The organism is Pararhizobium sp. LjRoot238, assembly GCF_964252955.1.
Classification (GTDB): Bacteria; Pseudomonadota; Alphaproteobacteria; order Rhizobiales; family Rhizobiaceae; genus Pararhizobium.
Window position 1 is genome coordinate 1,663,492 of sequence record NZ_CAXUPP020000001.1, and the last position, 15,613, is coordinate 1,679,104.

15 protein-coding genes are annotated in these 15,613 nt (G+C 60.3%); 9 read left to right on the plus strand and 6 right to left on the minus strand.

Annotated elements, in window-relative coordinates:
- Nucleotides 1-216 precede the first annotated feature (216 nt).
- From ACSQ3F_RS08210 to ACSQ3F_RS08225, 4 genes are all read right to left on the minus strand, one after another.
- Complete coding sequence (locus tag ACSQ3F_RS08210; protein WP_436099773.1) at nucleotides 217-1,773, minus strand: formate dehydrogenase beta subunit; 1,557 nt, start codon at nucleotides 1,771-1,773, stop codon at nucleotides 217-219.
- On the minus strand, nucleotides 1,770-2,249 hold the full coding sequence (locus ACSQ3F_RS08215) for a formate dehydrogenase subunit gamma (protein WP_436099774.1): 480 nt from the start codon (nucleotides 2,247-2,249) through the stop codon (nucleotides 1,770-1,772). Before ACSQ3F_RS08215 ends, ACSQ3F_RS08210 begins: the two co-directional genes overlap by 4 nt.
- Before the next feature lie 196 nt (nucleotides 2,250-2,445).
- Nucleotides 2,446-3,342, minus strand: coding sequence for a LysR family transcriptional regulator (locus ACSQ3F_RS08220; RefSeq protein ID WP_436099775.1), 897 nt, complete (start codon nucleotides 3,340-3,342; stop codon nucleotides 2,446-2,448).
- A 34-nt stretch (nucleotides 3,343-3,376) separates the two neighbouring features.
- Nucleotides 3,377-4,147: an SDR family NAD(P)-dependent oxidoreductase gene (locus ACSQ3F_RS08225; protein WP_436099776.1), complete on the minus strand. Its 771-nt coding sequence runs from the start codon at nucleotides 4,145-4,147 to the stop codon at nucleotides 3,377-3,379.
- 175 nt (nucleotides 4,148-4,322) lie between these two features.
- On the opposite strand from ACSQ3F_RS08225, the gene ACSQ3F_RS08230 reads away from it, so the two are divergent.
- The 8 genes from ACSQ3F_RS08230 to ACSQ3F_RS08265 all read left to right on the plus strand — a co-directional run bounded on the left by ACSQ3F_RS08230 (nucleotide 4,323) and on the right by ACSQ3F_RS08265 (nucleotide 12,757).
- On the plus strand, nucleotides 4,323-5,087 hold the full coding sequence (locus tag ACSQ3F_RS08230) for a DeoR/GlpR family DNA-binding transcription regulator (protein ID WP_436099777.1): 765 nt from the start codon (nucleotides 4,323-4,325) through the stop codon (nucleotides 5,085-5,087).
- 104 nt (nucleotides 5,088-5,191) lie between these two features.
- Nucleotides 5,192-6,733, plus strand: coding sequence for a glycerol-3-phosphate dehydrogenase (gene glpD / locus ACSQ3F_RS08235; protein ID WP_436099778.1), 1,542 nt, complete (start codon nucleotides 5,192-5,194; stop codon nucleotides 6,731-6,733).
- Nucleotides 6,734-6,779: 46 nt separating this feature from the next.
- Nucleotides 6,780-7,874, plus strand: a complete 1,095-nt coding sequence (locus ACSQ3F_RS08240; RefSeq protein ID WP_436099779.1) for an ABC transporter ATP-binding protein — start codon at nucleotides 6,780-6,782, stop codon at nucleotides 7,872-7,874.
- 10 nt (nucleotides 7,875-7,884) lie between these two features.
- Complete coding sequence (locus ACSQ3F_RS08245; RefSeq protein ID WP_436099780.1) at nucleotides 7,885-8,955, plus strand: ABC transporter ATP-binding protein; 1,071 nt, start codon at nucleotides 7,885-7,887, stop codon at nucleotides 8,953-8,955.
- A 2-nt stretch (nucleotides 8,956-8,957) separates the two neighbouring features.
- Nucleotides 8,958-9,824, plus strand: a complete 867-nt coding sequence (locus ACSQ3F_RS08250) for a carbohydrate ABC transporter permease (RefSeq protein ID WP_436099781.1) — start codon at nucleotides 8,958-8,960, stop codon at nucleotides 9,822-9,824.
- Between the two features lie 22 nt (nucleotides 9,825-9,846).
- Nucleotides 9,847-10,671 (plus strand): carbohydrate ABC transporter permease, encoded by an 825-nt coding sequence (locus tag ACSQ3F_RS08255; RefSeq protein ID WP_436099782.1) that lies wholly within the window; start codon nucleotides 9,847-9,849, stop codon nucleotides 10,669-10,671.
- Nucleotides 10,672-10,681: 10 nt separating this feature from the next.
- Nucleotides 10,682-10,963, plus strand: a complete 282-nt coding sequence (locus tag ACSQ3F_RS08260) for a DUF2160 domain-containing protein (protein WP_436099783.1) — start codon at nucleotides 10,682-10,684, stop codon at nucleotides 10,961-10,963.
- A gap of 69 nt (nucleotides 10,964-11,032) precedes the next feature.
- Nucleotides 11,033-12,757, plus strand: a complete 1,725-nt coding sequence (locus tag ACSQ3F_RS08265; RefSeq protein WP_436099784.1) for an ABC transporter substrate-binding protein — start codon at nucleotides 11,033-11,035, stop codon at nucleotides 12,755-12,757.
- 357 nt (nucleotides 12,758-13,114) lie between these two features.
- Here ACSQ3F_RS08265 and ACSQ3F_RS08270 read toward each other — a convergent pair whose 3' ends face one another.
- Nucleotides 13,115-13,723, minus strand: coding sequence for a sugar transferase (locus tag ACSQ3F_RS08270; RefSeq protein WP_436099785.1), 609 nt, complete (start codon nucleotides 13,721-13,723; stop codon nucleotides 13,115-13,117).
- A 587-nt stretch (nucleotides 13,724-14,310) separates the two neighbouring features.
- Nucleotides 14,311-15,186, minus strand: a complete 876-nt coding sequence (locus tag ACSQ3F_RS08275) for a DUF6030 family protein (protein WP_436099786.1) — start codon at nucleotides 15,184-15,186, stop codon at nucleotides 14,311-14,313.
- 120 nt (nucleotides 15,187-15,306) lie between these two features.
- On the opposite strand from ACSQ3F_RS08275, the gene ACSQ3F_RS08280 reads away from it, so the two are divergent.
- The gene (locus tag ACSQ3F_RS08280; RefSeq protein ID WP_436099787.1) at nucleotides 15,307-15,441 is read left to right on the plus strand and encodes a hypothetical protein; all 135 of its coding nucleotides are present in this window, start codon (nucleotides 15,307-15,309) and stop codon (nucleotides 15,439-15,441) included.
- The last annotated feature ends 172 nt before the right edge of the window (nucleotides 15,442-15,613 follow it).

Sequence of the window (15,613 nt, forward strand, 5' to 3'; positions counted from 1 at the left end):
GTGCGGAAAGGACGGAAAATCTTGCGCGCGGGGAGGCTTTACCCCCCTCTGTCACTTCGTGACATCTCCCCCACAAGGGGGGAGATTGTTCTTTTCCCTCGGGCATTCCGAGCAAAGAGGTACTGTTTTTGGCAATGGGACGGAGCCGCATGCGATCTCCCCCCTTGTGGGGGAGATGCCCGACAGGGCAGAGGGGGGTATGGTGCAGCAAACTCATCATTCCGCCGCCTCCACCATCGGAGCCGGTGAAAAATCGTCCGGGAAATGGGTCATGGCGCTCATCACCGGATAGGGCGTGAAGCCGCCGAGCGCGCAGAGCGAGCCGAATTTCATCGTGTTGCAGAGGTCGGCAAGCAATTCTCGGTTTTTCTCCGGCTCGATCCCCTGGGCGATCTTGTCGGCCACCTCGACGCCGCGCGCCGAGCCGATGCGGCAGGGGGTGCACTTGCCGCAGCTTTCGACTGCGCAGAACTCCATGGCGAAGCGGGCCTGCTTCAGCATGTCGGCCGTGTCGTCGAAAACGACGATGCCGGCATGGCCGATCAGGCCGTCCTTGGCGGCGAAGGCCTCGTAGTCGAACGGCGTATCGAACAGCGCGCGCGGGAAATAGGCGCCGAGCGGGCCGCCGACCTGCACGGCTTTCACCGGACGTCCAGACGCGGTGCCGCCGCCGATGTCGTCGACGATCTGGCCGAGTGTCAGGCCGAAGGCGGCCTCATAAAGCCCGCGATGCTTGACGTTGCCGGCGATCTGGATCGGGATCGTGCCGCGCGAGCGGCCCATTCCGAAGTCCTTGTAGTAGACCGGCCCCTTGTCCAGGATGATCGGCACCGAGGCGAGGGAGATGACGTTGTTGATGACGGTCGGACAGTCGAACAGGCCCTTATGGGCCGGCAGCGGCGGCTTGGCGCGGACGATGCCGCGCTTGCCTTCGAGCGAGTTCAAAAGCGCCGTTTCCTCGCCGCAGACATAGGCGCCGGCGCCAGTGCGGATCTCGATGTCGAACGCGTTGGCCGAGCCGAGTACCGAGGTGCCGAGCACGCCCGCCCTGTGGGCGATCTCGACGGCCTGCGTCATCGTCGCGATGGCATGCGGATATTCCGAACGGATATAGACGAAACCCTTGGTGGCGCCTGTCGCGATGCCGGCGATCGCCATACCCTCGATCAGCACGAACGGATCGCCCTCCATGATCATGCGGTCGGCAAAGGTACCCGAATCGCCCTCGTCGGCATTGCAGACGATGTATTTTCGCGCACCTGGGGTATCCAGAACCGTCTTCCATTTGATACCGGTCGGGAAGCCCGCGCCACCGCGGCCGCGAAGACCGCTCTCGGTCACATGGGCGACGATATCGGCCGGCGTGAGCGTCACGGCTCTTTCCAGGCCTTTCAGCCCGTCATGCGCCCGGTAGTCGCTAAGCGACAACGGATCGACGATGCCGCAGCGGGCAAAGGTCAGCCGCGTCTGGCTTTTCAGGAACGGCAGTTCCTCGGTTTTCCCGAGACAGAGCGCATGGTTGCCACCCGTCGCCAGCCCGGCATCGAGCAGGGAGGCGACATCGGATGCCTTGACCGGACCATAGGCGATCCGGCCTTCGGGTGTCTCGACCTCGATCATCGGCTCCAGCCAGTGCAGGCCGCGCGATCCGTTGCGCACGATCGTGGCGTCGATGCCGCGCGCTTCGATTTCGCCTGCGAGCGCCTTGGCGACCCGCTCGGCGCCAAGCGCCAATGCCGCCGCATCTTTGGGAACGAAAATCTTGACGGTCATGCGCGCACCTCCGCAACGAGGTTATCTACCGCATCCGCATCGAGCCGCCCGTGCACCTCGCCGTCGAGCATTGCGGCGGGTGCGGCGGAACAGAGCCCAAGACAATAGACGGGTTCCAGCGTCACCGCCCCGTCGAGCGTCGTCTGGTGGAAATCGATGCCGAGCAGCGCCTTCACCCGTTCGGCAAGCCGGTCGCCGCCCATCGACTGGCAGGCTTCGGCGCGACAGAGTTTTAAGACGTGCCGGCCTGCCGGGTGGTCGCGATAGTCATGATAGAAGGTGACGACGCCGTGGACCTCGGCGCGCGACAGGTTGAGCTCGCGCGCAATGATCGGCAGGGCCTCTTGCGGCACATAGCCGAACTCGGCCTGGATCTCATGCAGGATCGGTAGAAGCGGCCCCTCGAGCGACTTCATCTCGCTGACGATATCCAGCGTCCGGACGCCGATATCGCGGCTTGATAGATGCAGGTTCAACGTTCAGACCTCCCGAACTGAAACGAATTTCGCTTGGCGATGATGGGGTATCTGCCGAGACCGTTTTGGCCGACGCTCCTCCAAGAACATCCGGCCGGTCAGGGCAAAGCCACCATCACGCTTCGCGCAGGAAATGAGCTTCGCAGCAGCTACGGAAGGGGTCAATACGCCTGTTTCGTTGAGCGATAGATATTTTCTATCGGAACGACTGCGCCTCGGCCAAAATGCGGGCTTCATGCAAAAGAGCGGAGACGAGCGGGGTGAACGGCTCGCGATGTGTTGCAACCAGGCCGACCGTGTGTTGCGCGTCCGGCTCGACGATCGGGATCAGGCGGATGTCATCGTGAAAACCGAATGATTTCCCGACGTTATAGGGCATGATGCTGGACCAGTGACCCGTGCGAACATGCGAAAAAAGCACGATCATCGAGTTGGATTCGAGTGTCGGCGCGACGGTTACGCCGGCCTCGGCGAAATGCTGGTTGATGATGCGCCGGTTCTGCATGTCGGCGGTCAATAGACAAAGCCGAATACCGCCGACTTCCTTCCAGGTCACGGTTTCTCGATCCGCCAGCTCGGTTCCGGCGGCCGTGACGAGATGATAGCGCTCCACCTGCAGCGGCACGCTGGTGACGCGCCCGAGCGGTTCGTTCTCGAGATAGGTGAGGCCGGCGTCGATCTCGAGATTTTCGAGCAATCCGAGGATCTTGAGAGATGTCGTCGAAAGAACCGAGAAAGTCACCTCCGGGTGCTTCTCCTGGAAGGGTGCAGTAATGCGCGGCACCATGGCAAGCGTCGTCGGTACCGCCGCCAACCTTATGTGTCCGACGAGGCCGCGCCGGGCCGCGCGCATTTCCTCGTGCATGGTGCGCGAATCGCCGACGATCCGGCGTGCCCATTCCAGCACGCGCTGACCTTCCGGCGTCAGGCTTTGGTAGCGCGAGCCGCGATTGACGAGCATGACGCCCAGTTGATCTTCCAGTTGTTTGATCGCGGCCGAAAGCGTCGGCTGGGTGATGCCGCATTGTTCGGCGGCCCGGCCGAAATGCCGCTCCTGGGCGAGTGCGATGAAGAATTCCAGCTTGTCGATCACGCGCCACCCCTCCCAAATGCCGTCCTGTCTGCTCTCAGCAGATCAATTGTCCGCCGTTCACTTCGAGAACCTGGCCCGTGATATAGCCGGAGAGCGCGTTCGAGGCGAGGAAGAGATAGGCGGGTGCGCAGTCTTCCGCCGTGCCGAGCCGCTGCAAGGGGATGGTCATGCGCGTCGCTTCCAGTTTCTCGACCGAGGAATAGCGTTCGTGGAAGTCGGTGGTGATCGTGCCTGGTGAAACGCAATTGACCCGAATGCCCGCCGGCGCCAGTTCGCGGGCAAGCGCCTTGGAATAGGTCGAAACGAAGGCCTTGGTCGCCGAATAGATGGCGGAACCGGCACTGCCGCCGGTCAGCGCCGAGATCGAAACGGTGTTGATGATGGCCGGATGCATGCCGCGCTTGAGAAGCGGCAAGAGGGCGCGGGTGGTCTGGACCACGGACGTCTGGTTCAGTTGCACGACCGTTTCATATTGTTCATCCGTCAGTTCGTCGGCCAGAAACCGCCCGACCATGGTGCCGGCATTGTTGACCAGCACATCGATGGCCTGGAACCGCGTGGCTATGCCTGCTGCGAGCATCTCGACACCGCCGGCGGTCGAGAAATCGGCATAGGACAGAAACGCCCGGCCTTCCATAAGTGCCGCGTCGAGAAAGTCGGGCAGTGGTTCACGCGCCATACGTCCACCGTGCAGATAGACGATTGCGCCGCAATCGAGAAACTGCCGCGCCACTTCCAGCCCGATGCCGCGGCCGGCGCCGGTGACGACGACGTTCATGCCCTTGAACAGCGATGGATGAAACATCTGAATTCCTCCTCAGCGACCACAGGCTGTCGCATCATGGCTTGAATTGCAACGCGGCAGAGTTCCCTTCTCAGGGGAAGGTTCATTTTCGAGCGCTCGCTGCGTTTATGAAATTGCGCTGCTTTCGTTTTTGCATATTATGAAAGAAAACGAAAACGACGGGGAGGGAATATTCATGTATCTGACGGGCCGGCAGTCGGAAATCCTCGAGCTTGCCAAGACGGACGGCCGGGTTCTCGTCGATGAACTCGCCGCGCGTTTTTCGGTCACCCCGCAGACCATCCGCAAGGACCTGAATGACCTTTGCGACGGCCGGGTGCTGACACGCATTCATGGCGGCGCGATTTTCCCGCGCGGCAATGAGAATGTGAAATACGAAGCGCGCCGTTCGATTGCAGCGCTCGAAAAGCAGGCGATCGGCCAGGCCGCGGCCGCGATGATCCCCAACAATTCTTCGCTGTTCATCAATATCGGCACGACGACGGAAGCGGTCGGCGAAGCGCTGCTTGATCACACGGAACTGATGGTCATCACAAATAACATAAATGTTGCCAATCGGTTACGGGTATTTCCCTCGATCGAGGTGGTGATCGCCGGCGGTGTTGTGCGCGGCGCAGATGGTGGCATCGTCGGCGAGGCGGCGGTCGATTTCATACGCCAGTTCAAGGTGGATTACGCCGTCATCGGCGCCTCCGCGATCGATCACGATGGCGCGCTTCTCGATTTCGATTACCGCGAAGTGAAAGTGGCGCAAGCGATCATCGCCAATGCTCGCCACGTCATTCTCGTTTCCGATTCGACCAAATTCGAGCGCACCGCCCCGGTGCGGATCGGCCATATCACCCAGGTTCACACCTTCATCACCGATATCTGTCCGGTCGAGAACGTGCGGGCCATCTGCCAGGAGCAGGACGTCCGGCTGATCGAGACCTCACGGTAAAATTACTTATTTTCCACGGGTCTGGTTTCCATAAACATTCGTTTGACATTCGTAAGATTTTCGTTTTAAGTGTTTTCACTTTCGCATGTGCTCAATATTGTGCAATGCGAAATGTGGGAGGGGAAGCAGTGCCTGCGCAGGACGTATTCGACATCTTCGTAATCGGTGGCGGCATCAATGGGTGCGGCATCGCAAGGGATGCCGCCGGCCGTGGTTTTACGGTTGCGCTTGCTGAAATGGACGATTTTGCGTCCGGCACATCCTCGCGCGCCACCAAGCTCATTCACGGCGGACTGCGCTATCTTGAACATTACGAGTTCAGGCTGGTGCGTGAATCGCTGATGGAGCGCGAGGTGCTTTGGGCCATGGCGCCGCACATCATCTGGCCGATGCGTTTCGTCCTGCCCTTCCACAAGGGCGGCGTCCGGCCGGCCTGGCTCATCCGCCTCGGCCTCTTCCTTTACGATCATATCGGCGGCCGCAAGCTGCTTCCCGCCACCCGCACGCTCGACATGCGCCGCGATCCGGCTGCCAAGCCGCTGAAGGCGCTGTTCGCCAAGGCATTCGAATATTCCGACGGCTGGGTCGATGATGCTCGGCTGGTGGTCTTGAACGCCCGCGACGCGGCGCAAAAGGGCGCCCGCATCATGACCCGCAGCCGCGTGGTTTCGGCCAAGCGCGAGGGCGGCCTCTGGTCGGTCGACGTCGAGGATGGTGCGACCGGTGCCGTCAATACGTTCAAGGCGCGCATGTTGATCAACGCAGCCGGCCCCTGGGTCGACGTCGTCCTGTCGAATGCCGTTCGCAAGAACAGTGTCCACAATGTCCGGCTGGTTCAGGGCAGCCATATCGTTGTGAAGAAGAAGTTCGACGATCCGCGCGCCTATTTCTTCCAGAATCCGGACAACCGCATCATCTTCGCAATTCCCTATGAGACTGATTTCACCCTGATCGGCACGACCGACAGCGATTTCACCGGCGACCCGAAAAACATCCACATCACCGAGGGCGAGATCAACTATCTCTGCAATGCGGCAAGCGAGTATTTCTCCGAACCGGTCAAGCCCTCCGATGTCGTCTGGACCTATTCCGGCGTGCGTCCGCTTTACGATGACGGCGCCTCGAAGGCGCAGGAAGCCACGCGCGACTACGTGCTGAAGATCGACGCCAACAATGGCGACGCGCCGCTGCTCAACGTCTTTGGCGGCAAGCTGACGACCTATCGGCGGCTCAGCGAACATGCACTGGAAAAGGTCGCCGGCGCGATCGGCGCCAAGGGTGGCCCGTGGACGGCTAAAAGCGTGCTGCCAGGCGGGGATTTCCCGGCGACCGGCTACGAGGCCGAAGTCTCAAAGCTCAAGGGCCGCTATCCCTTTCTGGCCGAGCGCCACGCGCGCCGGCTGGTTCGGCTCTACGGTACACTGGCCGCGACACTGCTCGGCAAGATCGATAGGCCCGAGGGCCTTGGACGGCATTTCGGCGCCGATCTCTATGAGGTCGAGGTGCAGTGGCTGATCAGCGAGGAATGGGCGCGGCGCGCCGAGGACGTGCTGTGGCGCCGCACCAAGCTTGGACTGAAATTGACCCAGGCGGAGGCCGCCGGGTTGGAGGAATACATGCGGGAGACCATCCGCAGGGTTGCCTGAAGGGCGCCGGGATGGCGCTGCCGATGGCTGGGAGGAAGCCTTAAGAATGCTTGAACTGAAAAACATAACCAAGGTCGTGGGTGCGGATACGCATATCCATCCGACCGATCTTGTACTGGAGCGGGGCTCGCTCAATGTGCTGCTCGGCCCGACGCTGTCGGGCAAGACGTCGCTGATGCGGCTGATGGCCGGCCTCGACAAGCCGACGACCGGCACCATCACCTTTGACGGAAAAGACGTGACCGGCGTGCGCGTGCAGGATCGCAGCGTTGCCATGGTCTACCAGCAGTTCATCAACTATCCGGCGATGACGGTCTATGAGAACATCGCTTCGCCGATGCGCATTTCCGGCAAGGATCACGCAACGGTCGATCGCGAGGTCCGCAAGGCCGCCGAGCTGATGAAGCTGACGCCCTATCTGGAGCGCACGCCGCTCAATCTGTCCGGTGGCCAGCAGCAGCGCACGGCACTTGCCCGCGCCATCGTCAAGAATGCGAGCCTCGTTTTGCTCGACGAGCCGCTCGCCAACCTCGACTACAAGCTGCGTGAGGAGCTGCGCGAAGAACTGCCCAAGCTCTTTGCCGCTTCCGGCTCGATCTTCGTCTATGCGACGACGGAACCGGCCGAGGCCCTTTTGCTCGGCGGCAACACGGCGACGCTCAATCAGGGCCGCATCAGCCAGTTCGGCTCGACCATCTCGGTCTATCGCAAGCCGGCCGATATCGTGACCGCAAAGACCTTTGCCGACCCGCCGCTCAACACCATCGATCTGGTGAAGTCCGGCAATACCTTCGATAGGGACGGCATCCCCGTTCTGCCGGTGCCCGCGCACCTGTCGGCGATTGCCGATGGCCGCTACACGGTTGCCTTCCATCCGCACCACCTGTCGGTCGCCCGTCCGCATGAAACGGCGGCGACGCTGAAGGCGCGGATCATCATTTCGGAAATCGCCGGCTCGGAAAGTTTCATCCACGTCGATTGTGCCGGTTCGCGCTGGGTCATGCTCGAACACGGCATTCACGACATCGAGCCGGACACGGCGATCGAGCTTTTCGTCGATACGCGCCATCTGATGGCCTTCGGGACGGACGGGCGCGCGATCGGCGGTCATGCCGGCGGTTCTGCCTTTCGGGCGGCGTGAGGAGGAAACCATGGCACGCATCAATCTCGACCATATCCGCCACGCCTACGGCCCGAACCCGAAATCGCCTTCGGACTATTCGCTGAAGGAAGTGCATCACGAATGGAATGACGGCGGCGCCTATGCGCTGCTCGGTCCGTCCGGCTGCGGCAAGACCACGCTTTTGAACATCATTTCCGGGCTGCTGCAGCCATCCGAGGGAAAAATCCTGTTCGACGGTCGGGACGTTACCAACCTGTCGACGCAGGACCGCAATATCGCCCAGGTGTTCCAGTTCCCGGTCATCTACGACACCATGACCGTTTACGACAATCTGGCTTTCCCCTTGCGCAATCGCCACGTTCAGGAACCGGAGGTTGATCGCCGCGTCAAGGAAATCCTCGAGATGATCGGCCTTGCCGACCGCGCAAGCAAGAAGGCGCAGGGGCTGACCGCCGACCAGAAGCAGAAGATCTCCCTTGGACGCGGCCTCGTGCGCTCCGACGTCAGCGCCATCCTGTTCGACGAGCCGCTGACCGTCATCGATCCGCATATGAAATGGGTGCTGCGCTCGCAGCTGAAGCGGCTGCACAAGCAGTTCGGCTTCACCATGGTCTATGTCACCCACGACCAGACCGAGGCACTCACCTTCGCCGACAAGGTCGTCGTCATGTATGACGGCGAAATCGTCCAGATCGGCACGCCGGCCGAACTGTTCGAGAAGCCGAAGCACACCTTCGTCGGTTATTTCATCGGCTCCCCGGGCATGAACGTGCTGCCCGCGAAGATCGATGGGTCATCTGTCGATCTCGACGGCCAGAAGATCGCCTTGTCCTTCGCGCCGAAGGTCGCTGCAGGAGCCAAGACCGAGCTTGGCATTCGGCCGGAGTTCGTTCGGCTCGGTCGCGAGGGCATGCCGGTGACGATCTCCAAGGTCGAGGACATCGGCCGCCAGAAGATCGTCCGTGCTTCCTTCGCCAACCGGCCGATCGCCATCGTCGTGCACGAAGACGGCGAGATCCCGGCGGAGCCGAAGATCACCTTCGATCCTTCTGCCATCAATATCTACGCCGATTCCTGGCGTGTAGGCGGGGAGGCCTGACCATGGAAAAAACCTGGAACAACAAGGCCTGGTTCATGGTCCTGCCGGTGCTGGTGCTGGTCGCCTTCTCGGCGGTCATCCCGCTGATGACGGTGGTCAACTACTCGGTTCAGGACACGTTCGGCAACAACGAGTTCTTCTGGGCAGGAACCGACTGGTTCACGGACGTCCTGCATTCGGACCGCTTCTGGGACGCGCTCACCCGCAACCTGATTTTCTCGGCGATCATCCTGACGATCGAGATCCCACTCGGCATCCTGATTGCGCTCAACATGCCGAAGAAGGGGCTGGGCGTTCCCGTCTGCCTCGTCCTGATGTCGCTGCCGCTGCTCATTCCGTGGAATGTCGTCGGCACCATCTGGCAGGTGTTCGGCCGCGTCGATATTGGCCTGCTCGGCTATACGCTGGCAGCGTTGGGCGTGAACTACAATTACGTCAACAACGTCTTCGACGCCTGGATCACACTGATCGTCATGGACATCTGGCACTGGACGAGCCTCGTCGTGTTGCTTTGCTACGCCGGTCTCGTCTCGATCCCGGACGCCTATTATCAGGCTGCCAAGATCGATGGCGCGTCGCGCTGGTCGGTGTTCCGCTACATCCAGCTGCCGAAAATGAAGCGCGTTCTGCTGATCGCCTTCCTGCTGCGCTTCATGGACAGTTTCATGATCTACACAGAGCCCTTCGTCGTCACCGGCGGCGGCCCCGGCAACTCCACGACATTCCTGTCGATCGATCTCGTCAAGATGGCCGTCGGCCAGTTCGACCTCGGTCCGGCAGCAGCACTTTCGCTCATCTACTTCCTGATCATCCTGTTGCTCTCATGGATCTTCTACACCGTGATGACAACCAGCGATGCGCAGAAGTGACGGCCGGAGGGAGGAAAAACAAATGACCACAGCCACTCAAGTCTCCGGCCGCAACCTGTCCTGGCTCGTGCCGACGATCTACATCCTGTTCCTGCTTCTGCCGATCTACTGGCTCGTCAATATGAGCTTCAAGACGAACACGGAGATCACCGGTGCCTTCTCGCTCTATCCGCATGCGCCGACGCTTCGGAACTACGCGGTGATCTTCACCGATCCATCCTGGTACAAGGGCTATATCAACTCGATCATCTATGTCGTCTTGAATACGATCATCTCGGTTTCGGTGGCGCTGCCGGCGGCCTATGCCTTCTCGCGCTACCGGTTCCTCGGCGATAAGCACCTGTTCTTCTGGCTGCTTACCAATCGCATGGCGCCGCCGGCCGTTTTCGCGCTGCCGTTCTTCCAGCTCTATTCCGCCTTCGGCCTGATCGACACGCACATCGCCGTGGCGCTCGCGCACTGCCTGTTCAACGTGCCGCTGGCCGTCTGGATCCTCGAAGGCTTCATGTCCGGCGTGCCGAAGGAGATCGACGAGACCGCCTATATCGACGGCTATTCCTTCCCGCGCTTCTTCCTGCGGATCTATATCCCGCTGATCGCTAGCGGAATCGGTGTCGCCGCCTTCTTCTGCTTCATGTTCTCCTGGGTCGAACTCCTGATCGCCCGGACGCTGACGACGACCGCCGCCAAGCCGATCGCCGCCATCATGACGCGCACGGTCTCGGCGTCAGGCATGGACTGGGGCGTGCTTGCCGCGGCCGGCGTGCTCACCATCATCCCGGGCGCGATCGTCATCTATTTCGTCAGAAACTATATCGCCAAGGGCTTCGCCCTGGGCCGCGTGTAAGGAGAGCGTCATGGACTTTTCATGGATGGCATGGACGCTGCCGACAGCGCTCTTCTTCCTGACGATCCTTGCCCTGCTCGTCGGCATGGGCATCTGGGAATACATATCGCCGGGCGGCAATCCGCGTGTCGGCATCCTGCGCTTCGAAACCACGCGCGGCGACCGGCTCTTCGTCTCGCTGCTCGGAGCCGCCTTTATTCATCTCGCATGGCTGGGGCTCGTCGGCCCCAACGTGTGGTGGGCTCTTGCGCTTTCCATCGTGTACGCCGTCGGCGTCTTCAAGCTGGTCTGAGGCAAGAATACTGAAACGGGTTGCCTGGGAGGCCGCCCGACATCGCAATCGCAAAACCGGAGGATTATTATGCGACGGCACCTTCTAACATCGACAGCAGCAATGCTGCTGGCCTTTACCGGAACCGCATTCGCGGGAATGGATGAAGCCAAGACGTTCCTGGACGCGGAAATCGGCGACCTCTCGTCGCTCGACCGCACGGCCCAGGAAGCGGAAATGCAGTGGTTCGTCGATGCGGCAAAGCCTTTTGCCGGCATGGACATCAAGGTGGTCTCCGAAACCATCACCACGCATGAATATGAATCCAAGGTCCTTGCTCCGGCCTTCACCGCGATCACCGGCATCAAGATCACCCACGACCTGATCGGTGAAGGCGACGTCGTCGAAAAGCTGCAGACGCAGATGCAGTCGGGCGAGAACATCTATGACGCCTTCGTCAACGACTCGGACCTGATCGGCACGCATTGGCGCTACCAGCAGGTTCGCAACCTGACCGACTGGATGGCCAATGAAGGCAAGGACGTGACCAACCCCGGTCTCGACCTCGCCGACTTCATCGGCACGTCCTTCACCACGGCGCCGGACAAGAAGCTCTACCAGCTTCCCGACCAGCAGTTCGCGAACCTCTACTGGTTCCGCTACGACTGGTTCAACGACGAGAAGAACAAGGCGGACTTCAAGGCGAAGTACGGCTACGACCTCGGCGTTCCGGTCAACTGGTCTGCCTATGAAGACATCGCCGAGTTCTTCACCGGCCGCGAGATCGACGGCAAGAAGGTCTATGGTCACATGGACTACGGCAAGAAGGACCCGTCGCTCGGCTGGCGCTTCACCGATGCCTGGCTTTCGATGGCCGGTAACGGCGACAAGGGCATTCCGAACGGCCGCCCGGTCGATGAGTGGGGCATCAAGGTCGACGAGAATTCGCGTCCGGTCGGCTCCTGCGTTGCCCGCGGTGGTGATACCAACGGTCCGGCAGCGGTCTATTCGATCAGCAAGTACCTGGATTGGCTGAAGGCCTATGCACCGCCGGAAGCGCAGGGCATGACCTTCTCGGAATCCGGTCCGGTTCCGGCCCAGGGCACGATCGCCCAGCAGATGTTCTGGTACACCGCCTTCACCGCCGATGCGGTCAAGAAGGGTCTGCCGGTTGTCAACGAGGACGGCACGCCGAAATGGCGCATGGCTCCGAGCCCACATGGCGTCTACTGGAAGGACGGCATGAAGCTCGGCTATCAGGACGTGGGTTCCTGGACGCTGATGAAGTCGACACCGGAAGACCGCGCCAAGGCCGCCTGGCTCTACGCGCAGTTCGTGACCTCGAAGACCGTGGACGTGAAGAAGAGCCATGTCGGCCTGACGCTCATCCGCGAATCCTCGATCCGGCATGACAGCTTCACCAAGCGTGCGCCGGAACTCGGCGGTCTGATCGAGTTCTATCGCTCGCCGGCCCGTGTCCAGTGGTCGCCGACCGGCACCAACGTTCCGGACTATCCGAAACTGGCCCAGCTGTGGTGGCAGGCGATCGGCGACGCATCCTCGGGTGCGAAGTCCGCTCAGGAAGCGATGGACTCGCTGTGCGCAGAGCAGGAAAAGGTGCTGCAGCGCCTCGAACGTGCCGGCATCCAGGGTGATATCGGTCCGAAGCTTGCCGAAGAGCACGATCTCGAATACTGGAACGCGGAAGCCGTCAAGGCCGGCAGCCTCGCACCCCAGCTGAAGGTCGAGAACGAAAAGGAAAAGCCGCAGACCATCAACTACGACGAACTGGTCAAGAGCTGGCAGTCGAACTAAGCGGTCTTGCTTTTCTCTGAACCATCGCCGCCCGGGCTCTGCTCGGGCGGTTTGCGTTCAAGGTCAGGGTATCCTTTTCGGGAAGCGTCACTGCCAGGCCGCTTTCGGGCTTTCCGTGGTGGCCAAGAGATAGCGCAATACCCTGCCTGGCATCCAAACATGGCGGCTTGGTCTTGAGGATACGCGGGGGCTTCCAGCGCACAGGGGGTCGGGTGCACAAGAGAGAATGACGGTTTGGAGTCCCCAGGCGATGTTTCTGCGGCTCTGCCATCGGCTGCACCGGCCAACGAAAAAAGCCACCGGCTGACGCCGATGGCTTTGCATTGGAAACATCAAGGCGATGAGGCTTTGCCAGCCTCAGAAGCCGGTGCCGCCCTTCAGTTCGTTGATCACCGTGCGAACGATGATCTTGATGTCCAGAAGCAGCGAGAACTGCCGGACATATTCGACGTCGCAGACGATCCGGCGGATCGCCAGCCAGCGATGTGCGGTCGGGCCGCGCAGGCCACGGGCCTGTGCAAGTCCGGTGAGGCCCGGCCGCATCAGGTGCCGGTACTCGTAACCCTGCACCAGTTCGGCATAGTTGCGGCCGGCAGCCAGCATGTCCGGAACGTGCGGACGCGGTCCGACCAGCGACATGTCGCCGATCAGCACGTTCCACAGTTGCGGCATTTCATCGAGATTGGTCTTACGCAGGACACGCCCAAGCGGGGTGATGCGCGGGTCGTTATCGATCGTTTGCCGCACGCCGCTTGTGTCGCAGAGATCGGTGTACATGGAACGGAACTTCAGGATCTCGAACGGTACCTCGTTGAGGCCTGTTCGTAACTGCTTGAAGAAAACCGGGCCTTTGCTTTCCAGCTTGATGAGCACGGCAATCAGAAGAATAACCGGAGAAAGAACAAGAAGACCGAAGAATGCGCCGCCAACATCGATCATACGCTTGATCGCAAGCTGAACAGGCATGTTCGGCGCACTGGCTGGGTTAATGTAAAAATTGCTTTCGTCTGCACGCCGTCCTTTGTTCTGAACGGCAAACCTCCCAGAAGTATGTCTATTCAACATGCTATCCTCCACCCCGATAGCAGCTGATTGTTGCAACATCATTTTTTCTGTCATGGCTTTAAATACTCCTGGCACTTTTGGCAGGCAGGGCCGACCACCTCTGAGTGGCCGTCACCAAAAAATGTGCTTGTCCGAAGAAGCCGGTCAAATTTTCTATTTGCAATACATATCGAGTCCTTGCCATCTCGGCAAGGTTGTTGTGCTTGGGTGCCTCGTGGAGTGTTGTCGTCCCTGAAATTTATTTGTCTGCAAAAAGCATTTTTTGTTTTTTAATCACTTATTAAATATGATCGTCTTTGACAAGTCTCCGAATGCGCGATGTTAGTGTTTGTGGTTAATTCGCAGCGCCCCAAAACGGATCATTTTTGGGGTGATTGCGGTTTCCGTTCAATGTCTTGCTGCGAAGCAACATATTTTTGCTGCGTTGCCGTTGCCTACCGCCGCTCACGCTGTGCCAATTTGAAATTTTTATGACTGAAGGAAGCCGGTCACTGCGCCGTATTTTTCGGTGCAGTCAGCGTCAGGCCGTCTGAACTTTCGCCCGCCATCATACCGTCGATCATCGGGAGGCCGTCGCTGCCGGTCAGCGGAAACCATTTGCTCCGATCGAAGAAAATATCTCCCGGCGTGCTCTTGCCGCGCTTTCTGATCTGGTTGGCAAGGAAATTGTAGCGCGGCGTTTCGCCGAACTCGCGCTTGAACTGGATCCGGCTGCCGAAATTGCGGATGTCGAAGGCCTCCAGCGCATGGATCTTGCCGATGACCTCGTCGGGGCTCTCCCAGCGCACCTGGCTGAGAAAGATGTTCGCCGCATTGCCGGCGAGGTCCGCGACCTTGATGGTATCGGCGACGTTTTCGATGTTCAGCTTGACGCGGAAGGACGTAACGCGGTTTTCGCCATCGCCCTTGATGAAGATGAAGATCGAGGACTGTACCGCACCGTCGCCTCTGGCCGGAAGATCGACGGAGGAGGAGCATTCCCAGTTATCCTTGTTGCCGCTGCTGACGGTCCAGTCCAGGTCGCCGAAGCCGCCGGTTTTCAGCCGTTCGCACAAGGTGCGCGGGTCGCTCTGGATCACGCGGATGAACTGCTGTTGCGGCACCTTGAAGTCACTGAATGCGTAGACCGGCAGGACAATGCGCGCTGGCGGCAGGCGCACGCTCTTGCTGCGGATGATCTTCACCTGCTTCGGCGCCGGCTCGGCCGTTGCCAGAAGCTCGGGATAGCCGAGATAGGCGAGCAGCAGATGGAGATTGCGCTGGCCATTGGCGAGCAGCACAGTCGCCAGGATGCCGGCAAAGATCAGGCCGACAGCGACGAGAAAGAACGTCTTTCCAGACCGGCTTTTCTGCTCCTCCTTCATGCCGAAACCCGAACTCCGCGGTTTCCACTCTCCGTGCCAGGCCATCCTGGCGCGCCTGCCGGGCAAGATTGTGGACGTCTGTCAGCCCGTCTGCCGGTTCCTGCAGGCTAAGATGATCACATGAACGAGGAGCAGTGGCCAGAGCAGGCACAAAGACAATCCGAGAACACGCATTGCATCCCAGGTGCCGCCGGCGGCCTCACCCTCGCGATAGGTATTGTCGAGAAAAAACAGACATATCAAGGTGTAAAATGAAAGCAGCAGATTTGACCATGGCATCGGGCAGGGGCCGGAAATTCAAGGGAGGAGAAAGAGAGGCTGAGATAGGCGCAACGTTCAACGTGGTTGCTGGCTGCAGAGGCCTTGCGGCTCTCCGGCTGGCTCGCGGAAATGCCACGGCAAAGATGGCAAGACCATCGCATGATTC